General features: G+C 71.9%; 17 protein-coding genes and 1 pseudogene. 14 read left to right on the top strand and 4 right to left on the bottom strand.

What is annotated here, in order from left to right; genetic code table 11:
- Window positions 1-290: 290 nt before the first annotated feature.
- Genes OJ254_RS30505 through hppD form a run of 3 tightly spaced genes read left to right on the top strand, consistent with a single transcriptional unit; the run spans window position 291 to window position 4,738 of the window.
- On the top strand, window positions 291-3,440 hold the full coding sequence (locus tag OJ254_RS30505) for an amino acid adenylation domain-containing protein (protein WP_265364960.1): 3,150 nt from the start codon (window positions 291-293) through the stop codon (window positions 3,438-3,440).
- The gene (locus OJ254_RS30510) at window positions 3,437-3,661 is read left to right on the top strand and encodes an MbtH family protein (RefSeq protein WP_423835986.1); all 225 of its coding nucleotides are present in this window, start codon (window positions 3,437-3,439) and stop codon (window positions 3,659-3,661) included. Before OJ254_RS30505 ends, OJ254_RS30510 begins: the two co-directional genes overlap by 4 nt.
- A 6-nt stretch (window positions 3,662-3,667) precedes the next feature.
- On the top strand, window positions 3,668-4,738 hold the full coding sequence (gene hppD, locus OJ254_RS30515; RefSeq protein WP_265364961.1) for a 4-hydroxyphenylpyruvate dioxygenase: 1,071 nt from the start codon (window positions 3,668-3,670) through the stop codon (window positions 4,736-4,738).
- A 26-nt stretch (window positions 4,739-4,764) separates the two neighbouring features.
- Here hppD and OJ254_RS30520 read toward each other — a convergent pair whose 3' ends face one another.
- Window positions 4,765-5,598, bottom strand: a complete 834-nt coding sequence (locus OJ254_RS30520) for a LuxR C-terminal-related transcriptional regulator (protein ID WP_265364962.1) — start codon at window positions 5,596-5,598, stop codon at window positions 4,765-4,767.
- A 304-nt stretch (window positions 5,599-5,902) separates the two neighbouring features.
- Here OJ254_RS30520 and OJ254_RS30525 point away from each other — a divergent pair, with 304 nt between their 5' ends.
- The 5 genes from OJ254_RS30525 to OJ254_RS30545 all read left to right on the top strand — a co-directional run bounded on the left by OJ254_RS30525 (window position 5,903) and on the right by OJ254_RS30545 (window position 10,659).
- Window positions 5,903-6,076: a hypothetical protein gene (locus OJ254_RS30525; protein WP_265364963.1), complete on the top strand. Its 174-nt coding sequence runs from the start codon at window positions 5,903-5,905 to the stop codon at window positions 6,074-6,076.
- A 114-nt stretch (window positions 6,077-6,190) separates the two neighbouring features.
- Complete coding sequence (locus OJ254_RS30530) at window positions 6,191-6,859, top strand: LmbU family transcriptional regulator (protein ID WP_279351988.1); 669 nt, start codon at window positions 6,191-6,193, stop codon at window positions 6,857-6,859.
- Between the two features lie 56 nt (window positions 6,860-6,915).
- Complete coding sequence (locus OJ254_RS30535) at window positions 6,916-7,941, top strand: TauD/TfdA family dioxygenase (protein WP_265364964.1); 1,026 nt, start codon at window positions 6,916-6,918, stop codon at window positions 7,939-7,941.
- Window positions 7,942-8,026: 85 nt separating this feature from the next.
- Window positions 8,027-9,826 (top strand): non-ribosomal peptide synthetase, encoded by a 1,800-nt coding sequence (locus tag OJ254_RS30540; RefSeq protein WP_265364965.1) that lies wholly within the window; start codon window positions 8,027-8,029, stop codon window positions 9,824-9,826.
- Window positions 9,827-9,906: 80 nt separating this feature from the next.
- Complete coding sequence (locus OJ254_RS30545) at window positions 9,907-10,659, top strand: thioesterase II family protein (RefSeq protein WP_265364966.1); 753 nt, start codon at window positions 9,907-9,909, stop codon at window positions 10,657-10,659.
- Between the two features lie 43 nt (window positions 10,660-10,702).
- Here the strand turns inward: OJ254_RS30545 and OJ254_RS30550 are convergent, their stop codons facing one another.
- Window positions 10,703-11,899, bottom strand: a complete 1,197-nt coding sequence (locus OJ254_RS30550) for an MFS transporter (RefSeq protein WP_265364967.1) — start codon at window positions 11,897-11,899, stop codon at window positions 10,703-10,705.
- Between the two features lie 248 nt (window positions 11,900-12,147).
- On the opposite strand from OJ254_RS30550, the gene OJ254_RS30555 reads away from it, so the two are divergent.
- From OJ254_RS30555 to OJ254_RS30565, 3 genes are all read left to right on the top strand, one after another.
- Window positions 12,148-14,094, top strand: coding sequence for a B12-binding domain-containing radical SAM protein (locus tag OJ254_RS30555; protein ID WP_265364968.1), 1,947 nt, complete (start codon window positions 12,148-12,150; stop codon window positions 14,092-14,094).
- A gap of 212 nt (window positions 14,095-14,306) precedes the next feature.
- Window positions 14,307-15,512: a cytochrome P450 gene (locus tag OJ254_RS30560; RefSeq protein WP_265364969.1), complete on the top strand. Its 1,206-nt coding sequence runs from the start codon at window positions 14,307-14,309 to the stop codon at window positions 15,510-15,512.
- Window positions 15,513-15,826: 314 nt separating this feature from the next.
- On the top strand, window positions 15,827-16,879 hold the full coding sequence (locus tag OJ254_RS30565; protein WP_265364970.1) for a type III polyketide synthase: 1,053 nt from the start codon (window positions 15,827-15,829) through the stop codon (window positions 16,877-16,879).
- Here OJ254_RS30565 and OJ254_RS30570 read toward each other — a convergent pair.
- Complete coding sequence (locus OJ254_RS30570; protein ID WP_265364971.1) at window positions 16,836-17,456, bottom strand: PadR family transcriptional regulator; 621 nt, start codon at window positions 17,454-17,456, stop codon at window positions 16,836-16,838. The two genes, OJ254_RS30565 and OJ254_RS30570, sit on opposite strands and share 44 nt — an antisense overlap.
- 157 nt (window positions 17,457-17,613) lie before the next feature.
- On the opposite strand from OJ254_RS30570, the gene OJ254_RS30575 reads away from it, so the two are divergent.
- On the top strand, window positions 17,614-18,039 hold the full coding sequence (locus tag OJ254_RS30575) for a nuclear transport factor 2 family protein (protein WP_265364972.1): 426 nt from the start codon (window positions 17,614-17,616) through the stop codon (window positions 18,037-18,039).
- Window positions 18,040-18,111: 72 nt separating this feature from the next.
- Here OJ254_RS30575 and OJ254_RS30580 read toward each other — a convergent pair whose 3' ends face one another.
- Window positions 18,112-19,818, bottom strand: coding sequence for a trypsin-like serine peptidase (locus OJ254_RS30580; protein WP_265364973.1), 1,707 nt, complete (start codon window positions 19,816-19,818; stop codon window positions 18,112-18,114).
- Between the two features lie 409 nt (window positions 19,819-20,227).
- Between OJ254_RS30580 and OJ254_RS30585 the strand changes: the two are divergent.
- Window positions 20,228-22,477: pseudogene (locus OJ254_RS30585) on the top strand ((Fe-S)-binding protein); the annotation flags it as partial.
- 91 nt (window positions 22,478-22,568) lie between these two features.
- Window positions 22,569-23,078, top strand: coding sequence for a GNAT family N-acetyltransferase (locus OJ254_RS30590; protein WP_341483761.1), 510 nt, complete (start codon window positions 22,569-22,571; stop codon window positions 23,076-23,078).
- The last annotated feature ends 88 nt before the right edge of the window (window positions 23,079-23,166 follow it).

Consider the following 23,166-nt stretch of genomic DNA (forward strand, 5'->3'; position numbering starts at 1 on the left):
AAGACCTCATCCCATTGCGCTCTTACGGAAATGCAAAAGGAATGTGCGGAAAGGCGATGCGGCGGTCATTCAACCGGCCGCCGGGAATCCGCACAAGCAAGGTCCGGTGTCCCGCCGGCGGGACACCGCGGATTCCTTGACACCCCTTCCGGCGCCGACCTACGTTGCCGAGCGCCGTCGCCGGACCTCGGTGGAAGCCGAATGCAGATCCGGGTCAACTCGTCCGCGCCGAAAGGGGATTCGGCTTGCCGGAAGCGCCGAGCACCATCACATCGGTATTCGCCGCCCGGGTGGGCGAGAAGAAGGACGCGCCCGCGGTCGGGCGCGGCGGCGGTGCCGCGCTGTCCTACGGCGCGCTCGACGAACGCAGTGACGCCCTCGCCCGCGCCCTGGCCGGTTGCGGGGTCCGGCCGGAGGACCGCGTCGGCATCCTGATGGAGCGCGCCCCGGACGTCGTGGTCGCGCTGCTCGGCACGCTGAAGGCCGGGGGTGCCTACGCCCCGCTGGACGTCCGCTCCCCTGCCGCCCGGCTGCGGACGGTGATCGGCGAGTGCGGGACCCGGCTGGTGCTGGTGGACACCGCGGAGCGGGCCGCGGCGCTCCGCGCGAGCTGCACCGCGGACCCCACCGGCGCTCTCGCCGGCGTGGCGGTGCGGGTCGTCGGGGAGCTGCTGGACCGCGCGCCGGCGGACCCGGTGGCGCCCCCGCCGCCCGTGTTACCGGAGCAACTCGCGTACGTCATCCACACGTCGGGCTCGACCGGCCGCCCGAAGGGCGTGGCGATCAGCCACCGGGACGTGGTGGAGTTCGCGGCCGACGACTGCTGGGCCGGTATCGACGCGCGGGTGCTGCTGCAGTCGCCGCTGGAATTCGATGCGTCGGTCTACCAGATCCTGGTGCCGCTGCTGCGCGGCGGGACCGTGGTCGTCGCGCCGCCGGGGCGGCTGGATCCGGCCACGCTGGTGCGGACCCTCGCCGCCGAGCGGATCACCTCCACGTTCATCACCCCGTCGATGTTCAACCTGATGACGGAGGAGTCGCCGGACGCCTTCGCGCACGGCTGCCAGGTGTGGATGGGCGGCGAGGTGGCCTCCCCCAGCGCGGTCGCGCGGACGCTGGCGGCCTCCGGTCCGGGGTCGGTGGTCAATGTCTACGGGCCGACCGAGGTGACCGTGTTCGCCACCCGGCACCTGGTCACGGGGGTGGGCGACGGGCCGGTCCCGATCGGCTCGGCGCTGGCCGGTGTCCGCACCCATGTGCTGGACGAGCTCCTGCGGCCGGTCGGCCCGGGCGAGGTGGGCGAGCTCTACCTGGCCGGGCGGGGCGTGGCGCGCGGCTACTGGGGGCGGCCGGAGCTGACCGCCGGCCGGTTCGTGGCGGACCCGTTCGCGCGGGACGGCAGCCGGATGTACCGTACCGGCGATCTGGTGCGGCGCCGCGCGGACGGGCTGCTGGAGTACTTCGGCCGCGAGGACAACCAGATCAAGCTGCGCGGTTTCCGCATCGAGCTCGGCGAGATCGAGCACCAGCTGACCCGCCGGGGCGACGTCGCCGCGGCGGCGGTCGTTCCGCTGCCCGACCATCACGGCGGCAAGAACCTGGTCGGGTACGTCGTTCCGGCCGCGCCGGCCACCGCCGGGACCGTCGGGGAGGACTGGCCGGCCCGGCTGCTGGACGCGCTGCGGCTGGCCCTGCCCGGGCACATGGTCCCGGCCGCCTGTGTGGTGGTGGACCGGCTGCCGCTGACGAACAACGGCAAGCTGGATGTGCGGGCGCTGCCGGCGCCGGTGTTCGAGGGTGCCGGCCGGGCCCCGCGCGACGAGACCGAGCGGCTGCTGTGCCGGGTGTTCGCGGACGTGCTGGGCGTGGACCGGGTGGGCATCGACGACAGCTTCTTCGCGCTGGGCGGGCACTCGCTGACCGCGACCCGTGCGGCGGTGGGCATCGGCGCCGCGCTCGGCGTCCGGCCGGGCCTGGAGGACCTGTTCGCGGCGCCGACGGTCGCCGGGCTGGCGGCCCGGCTGCGGCACCGCATGGAGGCCGGGCCGGCGGCCCGCGTCCCGCTGGTGGCGGGAGCGCGCGAGGGCCGCGCCGAACTGTCGCACGCGCAGCGGCGGTTGTGGCTGCTGTACCAGCTCATGGGGGACGCCGACCCGGGCTACCACATCCCGCTGGTCTTCCGCCTGCCCGGCCCGGTGGACATCGACGCGCTGCGCGCCGCCCTGGCCGATGTGACGACCCGTCACGAGAGCCTGCGGACGGTCTTCCCCGCCGACGGTGAGACCTCCTACCAAAGGGTTCTCGACCCGGCCGACGCCCGGCCCGGTCTGACCGTCACCGACTGCCGGCCCGCCGAGGTGGAGCAGCTGCTGACGCGCGCCGTGCGCGCCCCGTTCGACCTGGAGAGCGAGCTGCCGCTGCGGCTGTCGCTGTTCCGCACCGGCGAGGAGAACGTGCTGCTGGTGGTGTTGCACCACATCGCCGCCGACGGCTGGTCCTTCACCCCGCTCTTCCGCGATCTGTCCCGGGCCTACGCCGCGCGGCGCGCGGGCAAGGCGCCCGACTTCCCTCCGCTGCCGGTCCAGTACCGGGACTACGCGGCCTGGCAGCACCGGACCCTCGGCGACCGCGACGATCCGGACAGCCCGCTCGCACGGCAGCTGGCGCACTGGCGCACCGCGCTGGCGGGGATCCCCCGGTGCACCCCGCTGCCCGGTGACCGTCCCCGTCCGGAGTTGGCCGGCGGCGCGGGCGACGTGGTGGAGTTCGTGATCCCCGCGGAGCTGCGCCGGGCGCTGGACGAGCTGGCCCGGACCAGCGGCTGCACGCTGTTCGTGGTGCTGCAGGCCGCGCTGGCCGGACTGCTGACCCGGCTGGGCGGCGGCGAGGACATCGTGGTCGGGACGCCGACCGCGGGCCGCGCGGACGAGGCGCTGGACGATCTCGTGGGCTTCTTCGTCAACACCGTCGTGCTGCGCACCGACACCTCCGGCGATCCGTCCTTCGGCGAGCTGCTGCACCGGGTGCGACAGGCGTGGGTCCCCGCCTACGCCCATCAGGACGTGCCGTTCGACCTGCTGGTGGAGGCGGTCAATCCGCCGCGGAGCCTGGCCCACCACCCGGTGTTCCAGATCGCGTTCGGGCTGCTGAACACCGCCGGGTCGGCGCTGGTGCTGGACGGCACCGCCCATGAGTGGCGGCTGGCCGGCTCCGGCGCGGCCCGCTTCGACCTGGCCTTCGACCTGGTCAGCCGGACGGCGCCGGACGGCGCGCCGGGCGCGCTGGACGTCAGCCTGGAATACGCGACCGAGCTGTTCGACCGTGCCACCGTGCGGCGGCTGGCGGACCGATACGTCCGGCTGCTGCGCGAGGTGGCCGCCGACCCGGACCGGCGGCTCGGCGCACTCCCCCTCGATCCTCCGGAAAGGTCATCATCATGAATCCCTTCGACGACACGGACGGCACGTTCAAGGTCCTGGTCAACGCCGAGGGCCAGTACTCCCTGTGGCCGTCGTTCGCCGAGGTCCCGGAAGGCTGGGAAGTACGGCTGGACGACCGCGGACGGGCGGAGTGCACCGCGTACATCGAGGAGCACTGGACGGACCTGCGGCCGGCCTCCCTGGTGGCGGCGATGGCCGCGGCGCAGGACGGCAGGGGCTGACCCGGGATGCCCGCGACGACCTCTGCCCCTTCCGGGCCGTTGGGCCAACTCGGCCTGGATCACCTCGGTTTCGCGGTCGGCGATCTGCCGGCGGCCGCCGAGCCGTTCACCGCGCGCTACGGCTTCGGCGTCCTGGACCGTTTTCCCGGCGCCCCGGGTGCCCCTGAGGACGGTGTCCGCACGGTGGCGGTGGGTGCCGGCGGCATCCGGCTGGTGCTGACCGCCGCGCAGGACGCCGGGCATCCGGCCGCCCGGTACGTCGCGCGCCACGGCGACGGGGTCCGGGACATCGCACTGCGCACGCCGGACGCGGCGGCCGCCTTCGCCGAGGCGGTGCGGCGGGGCGCGGAACCGGTGGCCGGGCCGGCCGGGCGGGACGGGGTGGTGACCGCCTCGGTCACCGGGTTCGGCGACGTGGTGCACACCTTCGTGCAGCGGCCCGGACCGGCGGCCGGTGTCCCCGGCCCGTCGGCGACCGGACTGCACGGGATCGACCACCTCGCGGTGTGTCTGGAGCCGGGGCGGCTGGGGCCGACCGTCGAGTACTACGAACGGGCGCTGGGCTTCGCCGCGGTGTTCACCGAGCGCATCGTCGTCGGCGCACAGGCGATGGACTCGGTCGTGGTGCAGAACGACGCCGGGACCGTCACGCTGACGCTGATAGAGCCGGACACCGGCCGGGCGCCGGGCCAGATCGACCGGTTCCTGGCTTCCCACGGCGGCGCGGGCGTGCAGCACGTCGCGTTCGCGTCGGACGACATCGTGCGTTCGGTGGGGCTGCTGTCGGCGCGCGGCATCGGCTTCCTGGACACCCCCAGCACCTACTACGACCTGATCCCGGGCCGGCTCACGCTCTCCCGGCACTCGGTCGACGAGCTGCGGGACCTGAACGTGCTGGCCGACCAGGACCAGGACGGCCAGCTGCTGCAGATCTTCACCCGGTCCCGGCACCCGCGCGGCACGCTGTTCTTCGAGGTCATCGAGCGGCTGGGCGCCCGGACGTTCGGCAGCGGCAACATCAAGGCGCTGTACGAGGCGGTGGAGTTGCAGGAGAACAGGTCGGACGCGACCCGGTGAGCCCCTCCGGCCCGCGTCCGGGCCGGTCAGAAGGTCCGTTCCCGCGGAGGAGCGCCGGGCGGCTCGGGCAGCCACAGCAGACCGGAGGTGGCCAGCAGATAGCCGAGCTGGGCGCGGCTGTTGCTGCCCAGCTGCTGGGAGACCCGGCTGATGTGCTTGGCGACGCTGCGGCGGCTCATGCCCATCCGGCGGGCGATGGAGTCGTCGGTCTCGCCGGACACCACGGCCTGCAGGATGGCCCGCTGGACGTCGGAGGTGATCAGCGGGGAACGGGCCGGTACGCCGCCCGGTCCGACCGGCACCGAACGGGACCAGGCACTGTCGAAGAGCGCGGCGAGGAAGCGCAGCAGGGCGGGGTGCCGGATCTGCAGGGCGCTGTCGCTGCGCTCCTCGGAGGTGGGGATGAAGGCCACCTGCCGGTCACAGATGATCATCCGCTCGAACACCTCGACCAGGGTGTGCACTTCGGCCCCGGCGGCGGTGACCTTCTCGACGTAGGCCAGCGTGGGTGCGTGCGAGCGGACGGTGTGCTGGTAGATCGTCCGCTGCCGGACGCCCCGTTCGAGCATCCGCAGGTCCCGGTCGAGCGCCTCGCTCAGCAGGTGTTCCGGGCGGCCGCCGCCGGGCTGGGTGGTGAGGAGTTCCTCGCGGCAGCCGGCCACGGCGGCCTCCAGGGCGTTGCTGATGACCGTGGCGCCGTTGAGGACGGTGAGCGTGGGCTGTTCGCGCTTCCTGGCGTCGTCGTAGGTCCGGGTGAAGACGGAGAGGGTGGCCTGGACGGAGCGGTAGGCGCGCTGCTGGTCGGCGATCGCCTCTTCTATGGGGCGCAGCGCGGCGATCGCCGCCGCCTCGGGCGGCACGGGGGTGGTGGCGCCGGGAGTCCGTGGATCGTCGGCGATGAGGCCGAGTGCGCGCAGGCACGGCGGGGCGGTCTCGCGGCGCGCCGTTCCGTCACGGAGAATGCTCCGGTAGTAGCTCAGCGCATCGCCGCATACCCGACCTGAGGGTAATTCACCCCCATTGCACTGACATCGACCCAGTTCTTCATCGTTCACAACTATGCAGGTTACATTTGTGCACCCCGTCCGCAGTCCAATGATCTTGATCGGCCGAAGAAGATAAGCGGCGCCAGCCACATCCTTGGCCGCACAATGGGGGACCACGATGCCTCGCATCCTGCGCGTTTTCACCATCGCCGCCGTCCTGGCCACCGCCGCCGGATATGGAATTGACCATTCCGCTCCGTCCGTCGCGCGCGCGGGCCACCTCACCTCCGGCGTCGTCCTCGGCGACTCGGCCTGGGGCCGCGTTCCCACCCCGCACACCGGGCCGTTCTGAGCGCCCTGGGCTGAGCATTTTCTGACGGGCGGCCGCCCCATCCGGGCCTCACACGGGGTCCGGCCAGGTGCGCGGAACCCGTCCGGTTCGAAGCAACTGCACCGAGGAGAAGCTTTGAGCACATCGTCCGCGGCCCTGGGCACCGCTCCGCGCGCCGGGTCGGGCAAGGAAATCACCGAACTCCCCGCCGTACGGCCCCGGCAGACCGCGCCGGACGACGCCGCGCGGGGCGTGTTCGTCACCCGCGTCGGCCTCCAGATCCCCGCCGCGGTCAGCTACGACACCTGGAAGAGCGCGGGCCGGAGGATCTCGGCCGTCGCCAACTCGTCGGCCTGGTGCCTGGGCGACTGGCTGATCTACGGCCAGTGGCGCTACACCGACCGCTACCGCAGGGCCGTCGACGCGGTCGGCCTCGACTACCAGACCCTGCGCAACTACGCCTGGGTGGCCCGGCGGTTCGAGGTGTCCCGCCGGCGGGACAGCCTCAGCTTCCACCACCACGCGGAGGTGGCGTCGCTGCCGCCCCATGAGCAAGACTACTGGCTCAACCGGGCCGAGGAACTGGGCTGGTCGCGCAATCAGTTACGGGCGAACGTCCGGGCCGCCCGGGAAACCGGACCGGCCGCCACCCGCAAGACCGCATCCGTCGGAATCCAGCTCACCCTGGAACGCATCGCCCGCTACCGCGCGGCCGCGGAACGCAGCGACAGCAGCCTGGAAACCTGGATGGTGGACCGGCTGGACCTCGCGGCCAGCAACGCGCTCGGCAGTTACAGCGGCTGACCCCCGGTGCCCCGGAACGCCGTACCCGAAAAGGCGCTGAGTGAAAGGTGCTGAACGTGCGTCCTGCCCACCTGCCGGATTCCCCGTCGCTCGCCTGGGAACTCGCCCCGGGAAAGCCCGCACTGGCCCGGATAACCGGCCTGGCCGACATGGCCGCGGCCCGTGCCTGGCTCGCCACCGCCCGCCCGGAACTGACCCGGGCGCTGCACACCCACGGGGCGGTCTGTCTGCGCGGCCTGCCCCTGACGGAGGTCGGTGACGTCGCCGCGGTCCGCGACGTCCTGATCCCCGAGGCCACGCCGTACCGCGAAAAGGCCACCCCGCGCAGCGACTTCGGCCAGGGCGTCTACTCGTCCACGGACCTGCCGGCGTCCCAGCGCATCCACATGCACAACGAGAACAGCTACACCCTGACCTTCCCCGGCCTGCTGCTGTTCGCCTGCCTGACCGCGCCGGAGGAGGGCGGCGCCACCCCGGTCGCCGACTGCCGCAAGGTGCTCGACCACATCCCCGCGCCCCTGGTGGCGAAGATGCGGCAGACCGGCTGGCTGCTCCGCCGCAGCTACTCCGACCACATCTCCACCGACTGGCGCAGCGCGTTCGGCTCCGACGACCGGGCTGCGGTGGAGCGCTACTGCGCGGACAACCTGATCGCGCACGCCTGGCAGGAGGACGGCAACCTGCGCACCGGCCAGGTGCGGCCCGGCGTCGTCAGCCACCCGGTGACCGGGGACGAGGTCTGGTTCAACCACCTGGTCTTCTGGAACGAGTGGTCGCTGGACGAGGAGCTGCGGGAGATCCTGCTCGACGAGTTCGGACCGGACGGACTGCCCTTCCGCACGGCCTTCGGCGACGGCAGCCCGCTGACCCGGGAGGACCTGGCGGCCATCCAGGCGGCGTACGACGCGGCGACGGTCCGCGAGCCCTGGCAGCCGGGCGATCTGCTGCTGGTCGACAACATCCTCACCGCGCACGGCCGCGACCCGTTCCGCGGCGACCGCCGGATCGCGGTGTCGATGGGCGCACCGGTCGAACTGTCCGCCTGCCGGCCCACCGTGCCGCCGGCCGCCGCGTTCGGCTGACCGGCCGCCGCACGGCCCGCCGGACCGCCCTTCCCCTTCCTCCCCCCTCCGCGGGACGCCCCCGCGCGGCACAAGGAGTCTGTTCATGGCTGACCTCCGTCCGGAGCCGGTCGACGCCGTCCGGCGCTTCGCCCGGGTGGTGCGGGACCACCCGGAGCGGATCGCGGTACGGGACGGCGCGGGATCCCTGACCTTCGCCGAACTCGACCGCCGCACCGCCCGGTTGGCCCGCGCGCTGGCCGCCCGCGGCATCGGCCGCGGCGCCCGGGTCGGGGTGGCCCTGCCCCGTACGGCCCGGCTCGTGGTGGCGCTGCTGGCGGTGTGGCGGGCGGGTGCGGCGTACGTACCGCTCGATCCGCACTATCCGCGGGCGCGGCTGGAGTTCATGGCGAAGGACGCCGGCATCGCGGCGCTGCTCGCCGGGGAGGACACCCCGCTCCGGACGGCGACCGGGGCCGTGGTCCTCGATCCGGATGTCCCGGGCGACGCCGCTGCGTCGGAGGGTGACCTCCCCGCGGACCCGGTGGGCAGCGGTCCGCTCGACCCCGCCTACCTGATCTACACCTCCGGTTCGACCGGCCGCCCCAAGGGCGTGGCGGCGACCCGCGGCGGGGTGGCCGCCCTGCTGGCGGGGCTGGAGGAGGCCGGTGCCTACGCGGACGCGCCCCGGGTGGTCGCCTGGAACGCCAGCGTGTCCTTCGACGCGTCGGTGCAGCAGTGGGCGCGGGTCTGCCGGGGCGACACCGTGGTCGTGCTGACCGAGGAGGACCGCAAGGACCCCGCCCGGCTGGCCGCCGTGCTCGACGCGCACGCGGTCACCGACCTCGATCTCACCCCGTCCCACTGGGAGTTGCTGCGTGGGACGCTGGCCGGGCCGCGGGCCGACGGGCGGACGCTCCGGCTGTTCATGGGCGGCGAACCGGTACCGGCGCGGACCTGGCGGGAGCTCGCGGAGGCGGCCGGTGCCGGCGGTCCGGAGGCCCTGAACCTCTACGGCCCGACCGAATGCACGGTCGACGCCACGGTCGGGTGGATGACCGGCGGGACCCCGCACCTCGGGGACGCCCTCCCGGGCGGCCGGCTGTACGTGCTCGACGCCGCGCTGCGCCCGGTGCCCGAGGAGGCCGAGGGCGAGCTGTACGTCGCGGGACCGCGGCTGGCGCACGGCTACGCCGGCCGGCCGGCCCTGACCGCGGAGCGGTTCGTCGCCGATCCGTTCGGCGGGCCCGGCGAGCGGATGTACCGCACCGGCGACCGGGTGCGGCGCACCGCCGGGGGCCTCCTCGCCTTCCTGGGCCGGGCCGACCGCCAGATGAAGTTCCGCGGCTTCCGCATCGAGCCGGGCGAGATCGAGCACGCGCTGGCCTCGTACGAGGGCGTCGGCAGCGCCGCCGTGGTGGTCCGCAACGGCGGGCCGGCCGGTGAGCGGCTGGTGGCGTACGCGGTGCCGTCCGGCGGGGCGGCGCCCGACCCCGGCCGGCTGCGGGACCATCTCGCCGCGGTGCTGCCGGACTTCATGGTGCCGTCGGACTGCGTGCTGCTCGACGCGCTGCCGCTGACGGCCAACGGGAAGCTGGACGTGGCCGCGCTGCCGGAGCCGCCGGACGGCCCGGGGGCGGACGCGCCGGCCGCCGAGCCGGACGGCCCGTTCGAGAAGCTGATCGCCGAGGTGTGGTCGGAGGTGCTGGGCCGGCAACGGGTCGGTGCGGACGACGACTTCTTCGCCCTGGGCGGGCACTCGCTGATGGCACTGCGGGTCGTGGGGCGGCTCAAGCGGAACCTCGGTGTGGTGATCTCGGTCAAGGAGGTCTACCGCCACCCGCGGCTGCGCGACCTGGCGCAGTACGTCCAGCGCCACCACGAGGCCTCCGCACCGGCCGGCTGAGCGCGCGCCGTCCCGCCCGTCCGCGTACGGACAGACCCCGCCGAGCAGCGCTTCCGCTTCCCGAGAAGAGAGACGCACCCATGCAGGACACCATCGTGGTCCGCCCCCAGCCGGTCCCGGACGCCGCGCGGCGGCTGGTCTGCCTCGGCTTCTGCGGCGGCGGGGCCGGCTCGTACCTCGCCTGGACGGAGGTGATGCCGCCCGGCACGGAGCTGGCGGCGGTCTGCTATCCGGGGCGGGAGGGCCGGTTCGCCGAGGACTGCGCCCAGGACTGGGACGAGCTGGCCGAGGACGCGGTCACCGCGGTGCTCTCCGCCGCCGGCCTGCCCTATGTCCTCTTCGGGCACAGCATGGGCGGCTGGATGGCCTTCGACGTCGCGGCACGCATCGAGGAGCGCGGCGGGCCGGCCCCGGCGGCGGTCGTGGTGTCCTCGGCCAACGCGCCCAGCCGGGGGCTCACCCCGCAGGACATGTTCCCGGCGCAGCACCAGTCGGACGACGAACTCATGGCCTGGATGCGGGAGTTCGGGCTGCTGCCCGGGCATGTGCTGGGCGACCCGGACCTGTGCGAGATCGCGGTGGAGCTGATGCGGGCCGACCTCCGGGTGCGCGACTCGTTCTACCACCGGGCGGGCGCGGCGGTGCGGGCGCCGTTGCAGGTGCTGACCGGGGCGGCCGACGAGGTGATCGATCCGCGGACGGCGCGGCAGTGGCGGAAGCTGGCGGCCGGCCCGTTCCGCCACGACGAGCTGCCGGGCGGGCACTTCTACACCCCGGAGGTGTGGCGGACCCTGCCGTCCCGTATCGCCGCGCTGGGGACACCGGCGGCCTGACGGTCCGGACGGGGGCGGGGCAGTGGGGGCGGTGGCGCGGGCCTCAGCGCTCTGCCGGGGCGTACTCCGCGGCCCGGACCAGCCGGAGTTCACCGATCGCGGCGGCCGCGGTGAGGACGAGGGTGAGCAGCACCCCGGCGAGGATCGCGGTGCTCGGTGTGGCCACCCCCAGCACCACGCCGGAGAGCGAGGCGCTGGCGGCGTATCCGGCGCCGACCACCGAGTACATCATCGAGTAGCCCGCGGCCAGGGCGCTCTGCGGCAGGACGGCGCGCAGCCCGAGCGCCCGGGTCACCTGCAGCCCGGCCTGCAGCAGCCCGGCCAGGGCCAGGGCCGCCGCGATGGCGCCGAGCAGCGGGACCACCCCGGCGGCGGCCACACAGGCGGCGACGGCGAGCAGCAGGACCAGGCTCTGGGTGCCGAGGCGGCCGGGCCAGCTGCGCAGCCCGTAGAGCAGCGAACCGGCCGCGGAGGCGAGGGCGTACCCGGCCAGCAGCGGACCGGACCAGCCGACCGCGAGGTGGCGCTGTTCCAGCAGGGCGGGCAGCACGAGTTCGGCCAGGGCGAGCAGCGACATGGCCGCGGCGCCCGACACATAGACCGGCCAGGCCGCGGCGAGGGTACGGAGCATCGGGACGCCGGCGCGGTCGGCGGGGTCCGACCGCCAGCCGGGCGGCAGCGCCCACAGTCCGGCGGCGGACAGCGCCATCAGGCCCGCCGCCAGCAGCAGCGGGGCGGCGGGGGCCACGCCGAAGGCGAGGGCACCGGCCGCGGCGGGCGCGACGGCCCAGACCCCGTAGGAGAGGGTGGCCTCCGCGCTCAGTGCCTTGGTGACCAGGCCGGGGTCGACGTGCTCGGTCAGCAGGGTGCGCAGGCCGCCGGGGGACGCACCCGGGGCGGCCCCGGCGACCAGGGCGAACGCGCCGAGCAGCAGGTCGGGGGCGCCGGGCAGCAGTCCCAGGCCGGCGAACGCCGCGGCGCCCGCGCCGAGTCCGCCGGCGAGGTGGCGCCGGGCCCGGTCGGGCCGCAGTCTCGCCCCGAGCAGCGCGGCGCCGATAACCTCACCCACCACGTACACGGCCGCGAGTTCGGCGCCCAGCACATATCCGCCGGGCCGTTCCCGGACGAGGAAGACGAGCGCCAGCGGGGCCATCGCCACCGGCAGGCGCGCCGCGGCGGCGACGCCGGCCCAGCTCAGCACGTGCCGGGTCAGGAGCGCGCGGTAGGTGTGGGCTGCCATCCCCGGACTGTAGGTCGGGCCGGAAATGGCGGACAAGGCGGAAGGGTGCCGCCCGCGCATAAAGAACCGGCCGGCCGGGCCGCACCGCGAAAGTCTTGCTCCCCCTCGGGGGAGCGGCAGTACGTTTCTCCATCGCGCCGCCCGAACCCACCGGCCGGCCTTCCCCCCACCGCCGGGCCCGCCGCACCGAGTGACCCGAGAACTCCCGAGCTCCCTCCTCCGAGTTGACCACCGATCAGGAGTTACGCATGCTCATACGCCAGACGGTCGTTCACGATGACTTCCGCACCGCCGCGGACATGGCTGCGGATTCCGCCCGGGAATTGACGCTGCTGCGCGAGTCGCGGATCACCGAACTGGTCGCGCGGGCGGGCTGCGCCGGGCCCGCCGAGGTGCCCTGGCACGCCCGGAGTTTTCCGGTGCTCGCGGCGCTCGCCCCGGTCATGACGTCACCGGAGGGCGAAATCACGTATCCGGGCGATCCGATGTGTCTTTATGCGGCACTGAGCGTTCCGGTCGACAGTGCGTTGCGCTCCGCCCGGCTCGGCGCCGGAACCGACGTCCCGTTCAGCGATCTCTGCCCCAGCTGGGGAAAGCCGCCGTCGAAAGCGCACCGGCTGAGCGCGGAACACGGGCTTCCGTCGCAGCGTGCGAGTACCGGCACGTCGGACGCCACGGTCTTCGACCCCCGGGTGTGGGACGCGGAGGCCCGGGCGGAATTGCGGGCCGAACTCCGCCGGCACCGGCCACGGGTGTTCCTGGTCAGTACGGTCTCCCCGGGCCATCGGTACGCGCTGGAGATGGCCCGCATCGTCAAGCAGGAACTGCCGGACTGCCTGGTGGTGTTCGGCGGCCGCCACATGGACGAGACGATGCGGTACGCCCCGGCGAAACGGTCCGTCGTTCTGGAATACAGCTCGACCCTTCAGGCCATCGACGACCGGCGGGCGGAGGCGGTGGTGGACTTCTGCGTCAGCGGTGAGGGGCAGTTCGCCCTCGACCTGCTGATGAAGGCGATCGCCCTGGCCATGGACCTGGACCGGACCCGGGCCACGGTGGGTGAGGTGGTCCGGATCCTGCGGCTCTTCGGCGCCGCCGGCATACGGGTCCCGGGCAGTTCCCTGGTGTGCGCCCTGGACCTGGACACCGTGCACGCCTTTCCGGTATCCGGCGAAAAGCTCGATCTGGCCGCGCTCCCGTCCCCCTATCAGGGCTTCGCGATCCGGTCCCGTTTCCCGGTCTTTCCGCTGCCGGACGGCTCGCCGGCCCGTACGGCCCACATGACGGTGTCCAACGCCTGTCCGTACCACTGCGATTTCTGTTCCGAATCGGCGCTGGTGGTCGGCGGACTGAAGCGGTTCCGGGGCTCGCCGGCCGAGACCGCGCTGGAGCGGCTCTGCGAATACGTCAGTTACGGCGCCGAGGCGGTCTTCTTCGACGACTCCATTTTCTGGACCGGTTCCTTCCCCCTGATGCGGGAATTCTGCGCCCTGCTGCACGCGGCCCGCACCGCCCCGGGTCCGGAGAAACTGCCCGAGGGCTGCCGGCGGTGGATCACCGACGAGGGTGACTGGCAGCGGCTGCGGCAGCTGCAGTTCGGCTGCCAGGTCACCGCCGACCTGCTCACCACCCTGCACAAGGAGGACGAGGTGCGCGACCTGCTGGTGGCGCTGCGCGACGCCGGCTGCACCTACCTCTACATGGGCATCGAAAGCATGTCGACGGACGTCATGCAGCACGTCCACAAGAACATCCGGCGGATCACCGACTTCCCGTGGAAGGCGAAGGTCCGTACGGCCCTGGAGCGCATCCGGGACGCCGGCATCCCGGTCGGCAGCTCGGTGCTGTTCGGCCTGGAGGGCGAGACCCGCAAGACCATCGAGGAGACCGTCTACGAGGTCGGCCGGCTGGTCGACGACGGGCTGATCATGCTGGCCAGCCCGAACATCCTGACCTACCACCCGGCCACCAAGATCACCCGGGCGCACGGCATGCACGACCGGCTCGACTACCACTCCCCCGACATCGAGAACCGGCCGCCGTACATCTTCTTCGAGGAGGCGTTCCCCGGCGTGGTCTCCCGGCGCCTGACCGAGGACGACATCTGGTTCATCCACGAGCAGACCGCCACCCGCTGGGGCGCCATCCGCAATTCCGCGGAACCCGAGGTCAGGAAGGTGGAGGCGGCCGGCTGAGGGGTACCGGGGCGTTACCGGCCACGGCTCGGCGTCACCCGATCGGACGAACGCGAACACGCACCGGCGCGAGACCCCGCTCGGCCTTGGGGACGGCGGGCGGCGGCCCCTCCCGCCGTCCCCCGGCCCCCGGACAGCCGGGCCGACCCGCCCCGCCGCTTCTACGCTGATCGGGATGTCAAGGCCTGTCTCCGCCCTTCCGGGAGGTCAGCATGGAGCCCGACTCCACCGTCTGGAACTGTCCCTTCGACTACGCCGAGGCCCTGGAGTTCGATCCCTCGCTCAAGCGCCTGCTGACCGAGGAACCGGTCGCCCGCATCCGGCTACCGCACGGCGAGGGCTGGGCCTGGCTCGTCACGCGCTACGAGGATGTGCGGACGGTGACGACCGACCGGCGCTTCAGCCGCCACGCGGTCGTCGGCCGCGACTTCCCGCGGATGACGCCCGAGCCGATCGTCCAGGACGAGGCGATCAACGTGATGGACCCGCCCGACAGCAGCCGGCTGCGAAGCCTGGTGTCCAAGGCGTTCGCGCCGCGGCACGTCGAGCGGATGCGGGAACGCACCCGGCACGTCGTCGACGACCTGCTGACGCGGATGGCCGAGCACGGTCCACCGGCCGACCTGATGGAGCACCTCGCGGGCCCGCTGCCCCTGATCACGATCTGCGAGGTCCTCGACATCCCCGAGGGCGACCAGGCGCAACTGCGCGCCCACGCCCGGACGATGATGAACCTCCGCGTCGACAACAAGGAAAACGCCATCCGGTCCAAGGCCGAGATGCGCGAGTACTTCCGCGAGTTGACCGCGGAGCGGCGCCGGAATCCGGGCGACGACCTGATCAGCGTCCTGGCGACGGCCCGCGACGGGGACGAGATGCTCGGTGAGGACGAACTCACCGTGATGGCCATGGTCCTGCTCATCACCGGCCAGGACACCACCACCTACGAGATCGCCAACCTCTCCTGCCTGATGCTGTCGCGGCCGGAGGTGCTGGCTCAGGTGCGCTCCCGTCCCGCTCTGCTGCCGCAGGCGATCCAGGAGATGCTGCGCTTCATCCCGTTCCGCAAGGGCGTGGGCATCCCCCGCGTCGCCCTTGAGGACGTGGAACTGAGCGGGGTGACCATCCGGGCCGGCGACATCGTGCACGTCTCGTATCTGACGGCCAACCGCGACGGGCGCAAGTTCGACCGGCCCGACGAGCTGGACCTCGACCGTGAGGGCCCGAACCACATGACGTTCGGCTGGGGCGGGCACCACTGCCTGGGCGCCCCGCTCGCCATCACGGAGCTGGAGGTCGCGCTCGGTTCGCTGCTGGAGCGCTTCCCCGAGCTGGCACTGGCGAAGCCGCCCGGGGAAATCCGCTGGAACCAGAGTTCCATCTGGCGTTATCCGCTGGAATTGCCGGTGGTGTGGTGAGGCCGGCAGAGGTGCCGACAGGCGCCGGGTACCGGCCGCGACATGCGGAGATCAACCACCCGGCGTACCGTATCTAACTCGAACGGCTCGGCCGCAGAAAGGCCGTTCCGCTCACCTTCGAAATCACGGGGAGATCGGGAGAGTTCCTATCGGGAGAGTTCATTCTTCGACGACTGGTTCGCTCGCATTTTCCCAAGAGCCCGGACATACCGGCGGCCGGCGGATTTCCTGAAACCGGCGGCCGGTGCGGCTCCACACTGCAGAGCAGGAACTGCACCGGGCGGACCACAGTTCTGCTGCAAGGAGTGCATCCCATGGCGGTACTGTGCAAACCGGCAATCGCGGTCCCCGAATACGTCATCACCCAAGAAGAAACCCTCGAACTGGCCAAGCGGCTGCACAAGGACCACGCGCAGCTGCGACTGGTCCTCCGGCTGATCGAGCACACCGGTGTACTCACCCGGCGGCTGATCCAGCCGATCGACAAGGTGCTCAAACACCCCGGGCTGGAGGCCCGCAGCGCCGTCTACGAGCAGGAATCCAAGGCGCGGGTGCCCGCGGTGGTGCGCCAGGCCCTGGACGAGGCCGAACTGGAGCCGCAGCAGATCGACTTGATCGTCTACGTCTCCTGCACCGGCTTCATGATGCCGTCCCTCACCGCGTGGCTCATCAACACCATGGGCTTCCGTACGGACACCCGGCAGATGCCGATCGCGCAACTCGGCTGCGCCGCGGGCGGTGCCGCGATCAACCGTGCGCACGATTTCTGCACGGCCTATCCCGACGCCAACGTCCTGGTGGTCGCCTGTGAATTCTGCTCGCTGTGCTACCAGCCCACGGACCTCGCCGTCGGATCGCTGCTGTCGAACGGACTGTTCGGCGACGCGATAGCCGCCGCCGTGGTCCGGGGGCGCGGCGGCACCGGCGTCTCTCTGGAGCGCAACGGCTCGTACCTCATTCCGCACACCGAGGACTGGATTTCCTACGCGGTGCGCTCGACGGGATTCCATTTCCAGCTGGACAAGCGGGTACCGGGCACCATGGAACCGCTCGCCCCGGCCCTGCGGGAACTCGCGCAGCAGCACGAATGGAACGCGGGAAAGCTGGACTTCTACCTCGTCCACGCGGGAGGTCCGCGCATCCTGGACGACCTCAGCCGCTTCCTCGACGTCCCGCCGGACGCCTTCCGTTTCAGCCGTGCCACGCTCACCGAGTACGGCAACATCGCCAGCGCGGTCGTCCTCGACGCCCTGGGCCGGATGTTCGACGAGGGCTGCGCGGACGACGGTCACCGCGGTCTGCTGGCGGGCTTCGGCCCGGGCATCACGGCCGAGATCGCGCTGGGGAGCTGGACGACGGACTCGTAGCGTCCTCGGCCGCCTGCCGGGGCGGGTGCCGGCGCGCACGGAGGATCTCCGCGCTGCGCCGGCACCAGTCCCGGTTCTCCCGCTCGAACGCGAGGCCGCGCAGACAGGTCAGGTAGGGGCCGATCCGTTCGCCGTGGCGCAGGAACTCCGCTTCGTCGCGGTCCCCGCGCATCTGCCGCAACAGGCCGCCGAACAGCTCGATCTTGGCCTCGGCGAACCGCTCGCGCTCCGCGAGCCGGGCGATCAGCACGTCCGTGTCGAGGTGGTCGGCGGCCTGGACCTTGACCAGCAGGTCGTCGCGGATGAAGGAGGGCTTGGCGGCGTCGTCCGCGAACTGCTCCAGCGCGGCGAGCCCGCCCGCGGTGACGTGGAACAGCCGCTTGTTCGGCCGGGCGTCCTGGACCACCTCCCGCCCGGCGACCAGCCCTTCCTTCTCCAGCCTGGTCAGCTCGGCGTACAGCTGCTGGGGCAGCGCGTGCCAGAAGTTCGCCACGCCCAGATCGAAGGCCTTGGCCAGCTGGTAGCCGCTGAGTTCCCCGTCCAGCAGCGCCGCCAGGACGGCATGTCGGAGCGCCATGCGCCGCCTCCTCTCCTTCGCCCTCTGCCCGGTCACCCTCTTCCGGACCGCTCCCGGGCATGATACTCAAGAAAGTGAGTAGTCAGATTATTGAGTATGAGGACGATCGAGGGCCATGAGGACGCCCGTCCCGTGGCCCGCGAGCGAGGAGACCCCTGTGACCACCGCAGACCGCTTCCGTGCCGCCGTCGAGAACCGCGATCTTCCCGCCCTGGAGGATTTGTTCAGCGACGACATCCGCTTCTACAGCCCGGTGAAGTTCTCCCCCTTCGAGGGCAAGCCGATGGTCATGGGGCTCTTCGGGGTGCTGCTGCGCACGTTCGAGGACTTCCGCTACGTCGGCGGCTTCCGCGGCGAGGCCGAGACCACCGCCGACGGCACCCAGGCCGCCGCGGACGTGCTGCTCTTCCGCGCCACCGTCAACGGCCGGCAGATCCACGGCATCGACCTGCTGCACCTCGACGACGCCACCGGCCGGATCAAGGAGTTCACCGTGATGGTCCGGCCCCGGTCCGCCGTGGACGCCCTCAGCGAGGCGGTGTACGCCGGCCTGGTCGCGGACGGCCTGGTTCCGGCGGCGTGACGCCGAGAGCATGCCGAAGCCCCGGCTCCCGCCACGGGAACCGGGGCTTCGCGCCGTGCCTCGCGCAGGGCGTCAGCCGACCCGAGCGGGCACCAGCACCCGCTCCCGCCCCAGGGCGGTGAGCGTGGTGTCCCCGTTCATGGCGAGCTTGCCGCCCGGCCAGAGGGCGATCAGATCGTCCTGACGGGTGCCGCCGCCGTACGCCCCGGCGGTGACGAGACGGCCGGTGCGCCAGGCGGACTTCGCGGGCCGGAGCCGGTGTTCGCCGTTCAGGCCCTTGGCCGCGACGTCCTCGTACCCGGTGACCTCGCCGTCCGACCACCGGACGACCAGGTCCTGGTCGCCGGCCGCGGTCCGGAAGTCCCCGGCGGCGAGATCGGCGGCGTGCGTCCAGGTCGGGTTCCGCTTGGCGAGCTGCTTCTCGGCGTGCAGCCCCTTGCCGTCGACGTTGGTGTAGAGCGTCACCTCGCCGTCGGACCAGCGCACCACCAGATCGTCGCGGCGCGTGTTGCCGCCGCCGAACCGGCCGGCGGCGAGCCCGTAGGCGTGCGTCCACGTCCCGTTGGGCCCCTTGAGCTGGATCTCGTTGCGGAGCTTGTTGGTCTCGTTGACGTCCTTGTAGAGGGTCAGTTTGCCGTTGGCCCAGCGGACGAGCAGATCGTCGGTGGAGTCGCCGGTGAAGTCCCCCGCGGTGATGGCCTTGGCCTGCTTCCAGAGCTCGTTCTTCTTGACGAGCGTGATGTCCTCGCCGAAGCCGTACTGCCGGTTGCCGGGGTAGAGGGAGAGCTCGCCGTCGGACCAGCGCACGATCAGGTCACCGGTGCCGTTCCGCACCGAAGTGGTGTGGAACCGTCCGCCGGTCATGGCCGTGGCGTGCTGCCAGGTGGAGCCGTCGCCCAGCGGACCGGCGCTGTCCGGCACCGCGTCGCCGACCGCCTGGCGGTAGAGCCGGAAGACATCGCCGTCGAACTGCGACGAGTAGGAGACGTCGGCGGTGGGCCCACCGGTCTTGTAGCCGCCGATGGCGCCCACCAGGTCGCCCCGGCTCCCGTCGAAGTGCTCCAGGAACGGCCCGCCGCTGACGCCCGAGCGGTACCCGTCGCACTGGATCTGCAGGAACCGGCCCTGGAACGCCGTGGTGTCGTTCACGCAACTCAACGGGGTCTTCTGGCCGCCGGGATAGCCGACGAGGGTCACGTCCTTGCGCGCCAGCTGCGCCGACGAAACGGAGGTGAGCCGGTTCCCGCCGCCGACCGCGTCCTCCAGCAACTGCCCCTGGGAGTTGGGCCCGACCCGCACGATCGCGAAGTCCACGTCGTCGCTGGGCGACGACGTCAGATACCGCCCGTCGATCCAGACCTTCCCCACCTGCACCGGAAACAGCCCGTACGGCGTCTCCCCGGCCTCCCCCGCCTGCGAGGCCCCGGCGCGATAGCCCGGCACGAACGCGGCGTCGCGGTACGGCTTGTCGCCCGTGAGGCAGTGCGCGGCGGTCAGCACCAGGCTCTTGGTCGGCGACGCCACGGCGCTGGCGCTGCAGAACTGGTTGGGCGTCGCCGACCCGTCCGCACTGCGGATCAGGAACACCCCGACGGTGGCCACGCCCGCGTCGGCCCGATGGGTCGGCACCATCGAACGCCGCCCCGCACCCGGGGCACCCGCCGCTTCCCGGCCCTTCCCGCCGTCCTGCACCGCATCCATCGGCACGGCGGCGCGGATCCGCTCCGGCGTCCAGTACTGCTCGGTCGCGCGCGCATCGCGGATCGCCTCCGCCGTCACGGGCGGCGGGCTCGGCGCGGCGTCGGTGGCAGCCGCGGGGGAACGGGCTGGCTCTCCGTGTCCCGGGCGCCGAGCGCCGGCACGGCGATGGCGAGGGACACACAAGCTCCGAGCGCGGCGGCCCGCGCCCACGGTATTCGTTTCATGGACCTGTCTAGGGACGGACGACCTCGGTCGTGGAGTCAACTGGCGGCTCCGGGCGCACGAAAGAAGCGCCGCCGGGCCGGCGCCCGCATGATCTCATCCCCACGAGCACCCAGGCGAACGAATGACCGATCCAACCACTCGCCCCCCTTGGGCCGAGAGTGCAAAACACGCCACACCCGACGGACAGAACCACTAAGCTACCGTTCAGTAGCACTCAACTTCAGACTCGTGCAGCCCGTCTGCCCAGGCCCTGAGGAGCCCCATGCAACTCGCCGCGATCCTCGTGTCGTTGGTCCTCACAGCGGTCGGTGTTGCGCTCATCGGCCGCGCCGTCGCCCACCTCGTACGGTTCGTCAGACTCGGCGCACCCGTCCCTGCGGGCAGCCGCACCGGCGCCCCCAAGCAGCGCAGCCTCACGCTGGCCAAGGAGTTCGTCGGCCACACCCGGATGAACCGCTGGGGCATCGTCGGCGTCGCGCACTGGTTCGTCGCCGTCGGCTTCCTCACCCTCGGCCTGACGATCGTCACCGCGTACGGCCAGCTCTTCAAGGCCGACTGGATCATCCCCGCCATCGGCGACTGGCTGCCGTACGAGCTGTACATCGAGTTCATCGCGCTCGGGACGACCGTCGGCATCCTGGTGCTGATCGCGATCCGGCTGCTGAACCTGCCCTCCCGGGCCGGCCGCAAGTCGCGCTTCGCCGGATCGACCGCCTGGCAGGCGTACTTCGTCGAGTACGTCATCCTCGTCATCGGCATCTGCATCCTCGTCCTGCGCGGACTCGATGGCGTCCTGCACCACGTCGAGGGCTACGAGGCGGGCTACTGGGTGTCGTACCCCCTGGTCGCCGCCTTCAAGGGCCTCAGCGTCCCGACCCTGCAGAACCTGGTCTACCTCTTCGCGATGATCAAGCTCGGGGTGACCATGACCTGGGCGATCACCATCGGCCTCAACACCGATATGGGTGTGGCCTGGCACCGCTTCCTGGCGTTCCCCAACATCTGGTTCAAGCGCGAGGCCGACGGCGACGTCGCCCTGGGCGCGCTGCAGCCGATGACCTCGGCGGGCAAGCCGATCGACTTCGAGGACCCGGGCGAGGACGACCAGTTCGGCGTCTCCCAGATCGAGCACTTCTCCTGGAAGGGCCTGCTGGACTTCTCCACCTGCACCGAGTGCGGCCGCTGCCAGTCCCAGTGCCCCGCCTGGAACACCGGCAAGCCGCTCTCCCCCAAGCTGCTGATCATGGCCCTGCGCGACCACGCACACGCCAAGGCGCCCTACCTCCTCGCCGGCGGCGGCAAGACGATGGAGGGCGAGGAGAAGGCCACCGAGGAGCAGCTCGCCGACGTCCCCGCCAGCGCCCTCGCCGAGGCCGAGCGCCCCCTGATCGGCACCCTCGAAGCTGCATCCGACGGCGGCTTCGCCGCGGGCGGCGTCATCGACCCGGACGTGCTGTGGTCCTGCACCACCTGCGGCGCCTGCGTCGAACAGTGCCCCGTCGACATCGAGCACATCGACCACATCGTCGACATGCGCCGCTACCAGGTCATGATCGAATCCAGCTTCCCCAGTGAAGCCGGCACCATGCTCAAGAACCTGGAGAAGAAGGGCAACCCCTGGGGCCTGGCCAAGAAGCAGCGCCTGGAATGGACCAAGGACGTCGACTTCCCCGTCCCCGTCGTCGGCAAGGACGTCGACGACCTCACCGAAGTCGACTACCTCTACTGGGTCGGCTGCGCCGGCGCCCTCGAAGACCGCGCCAAGAAGACCACCAAGGCCTTCGCCGAACTCCTCCACATCGCCGGCGTCAGCTTCGCCATCATGGGCGGCGACGAGAAGTGCACCGGCGACTCCCCCCGCCGCCTGGGCAACGAATTCCTCTTCCAGCAACTCGGCGCGGAGAACGTCGCCACCCTCAACGCCGCCTTCGGCGAGGACGACGAAGACGAATCCACCAAGAAGCCCAAGGCCGCCAAGAAGATCGTCGCGACCTGCCCGCACTGCTTCAACACCATCGCCAACGAATACCCGCAGCTCGGCGGCCACTACGAGGTCATCCACCACACCCAGCTGCTCCAGCACCTCATCGACGAGGGCAAACTCATCCCCGTCACCCCCGTCGAAGGCCTGATCACCTACCACGACCCCTGCTACCTGGGCCGCCACAACAAGGTCTACACACCCCCGCGCGAAATCATCGCCAAGGTGCCAGGCCTGCGGAACGAGGAGATGCACCGCCACAAGGAACGCGGCTTCTGCTGCGGCGCCGGCGGCGCACGCATGTGGATGGAAGAGCGCATCGGCAAGCGCATCAACAACGAACGCGTCGACGAAGCCCTCTCCCTCAACCCCGACATCGTCTCCACCGCCTGCCCCTTCTGCCTCGTCATGCTCACCGACTCCGTCAACGGCAAGAAGGCTGCATCCGACAGCGGCTCCGCCGCGGGCGGCAAGGCGAAGGAATCCATCCAGGTCGTCGACGTCGCCCAACTGCTCCTCGACGCCGTCAAGTAGCCCCGTACGTACGCGGTCGGCCCTCCCCCTCCCATGAGGGGGAGGAAAAAGCCCGGTGGGGGCGGACGCGACCGCCTACGCTCGCGCAGTGGAGCGACGACGCCCGCCCCCTCGGACCGATCCTGCGAGGTCAGCCATCATCACCATCCGCCGCGCCGAGCAAGGTGACGCAGCCGCGATAGCCGCCGTTCATCAGGCATCCCGGGCGGCCACCATGCCGTATCTGCCGCCGCAGCGCCGTTCGCACGGCGAAGTCACCTACTGGATCCGCGAGATCGTGCTGCCGGAGAGCCACACCCTCGTCGCCGTCCAGGGCGAGGAGATCCTCGGGTACGCCGCGGTGCGCGGCGAGCTGCTCGATCAGCTCTATCTGCGGCCGGACGTCCGGCGGACCGGCATCGGCAGCCGGTTGCTCGGTGCGGCGCGGGAGCACTCCCCGGACGGGCTGACCCTGCACGTCTTCCAACTCAACGTGGCGGCCCGGGCGTTCTACGCGCACCACGGGTTCCGGGTCGTGGGCACCGACGACGGCAGCGGCAACATGGAGAACCTGCCGGCCCTCACCCTCCGCTGGACACCGGAGCCCGCCGCCCGGTGAGGGGCAGGTACCGAGCGGGACCGTCGTGGACCGGGGCACTATTGCCCCTATGGGTGGTTTAGGGCGGTTTTTCTGGCTCAGGCGGGGA

Source organism: Streptomyces endophytica (genome assembly GCF_026153355.1).
In the GTDB taxonomy this organism is placed as follows: Bacteria; Actinomycetota; Actinomycetes; order Streptomycetales; family Streptomycetaceae; genus Streptomyces; species Streptomyces endophytica.

Bases quoted from the DNA above. Each gene is read 5' to 3' on its own strand.
- OJ254_RS30510 (WP_423835986.1), top strand. From the start codon at position 3,437: ATGAATCCCTTCGACGACACGGACGGCACGTTCAAGGTCCTGGTCAAC.
- hppD (WP_265364961.1), top strand. From the start codon at position 3,668: ATGCCCGCGACGACCTCTGCCCCTTCCGGGCCGTTGGGCCAACTCGGC.
- OJ254_RS30525 (WP_265364963.1), top strand. From the start codon at position 5,903: ATGCCTCGCATCCTGCGCGTTTTCACCATCGCCGCCGTCCTGGCCACC.
- OJ254_RS30540 (WP_265364965.1), top strand. From the start codon at position 8,027: ATGGCTGACCTCCGTCCGGAGCCGGTCGACGCCGTCCGGCGCTTCGCC.
- OJ254_RS30545 (WP_265364966.1), top strand. From the start codon at position 9,907: ATGCAGGACACCATCGTGGTCCGCCCCCAGCCGGTCCCGGACGCCGCG.
- OJ254_RS30550 (WP_265364967.1), bottom strand. From the start codon at position 11,899: ATGGCAGCCCACACCTACCGCGCGCTCCTGACCCGGCACGTGCTGAGC.
- OJ254_RS30555 (WP_265364968.1), top strand. From the start codon at position 12,148: ATGCTCATACGCCAGACGGTCGTTCACGATGACTTCCGCACCGCCGCG.
- OJ254_RS30560 (WP_265364969.1), top strand. From the start codon at position 14,307: ATGGAGCCCGACTCCACCGTCTGGAACTGTCCCTTCGACTACGCCGAG.
- OJ254_RS30565 (WP_265364970.1), top strand. From the start codon at position 15,827: ATGGCGGTACTGTGCAAACCGGCAATCGCGGTCCCCGAATACGTCATC.
- OJ254_RS30570 (WP_265364971.1), bottom strand. From the start codon at position 17,456: ATGGCGCTCCGACATGCCGTCCTGGCGGCGCTGCTGGACGGGGAACTC.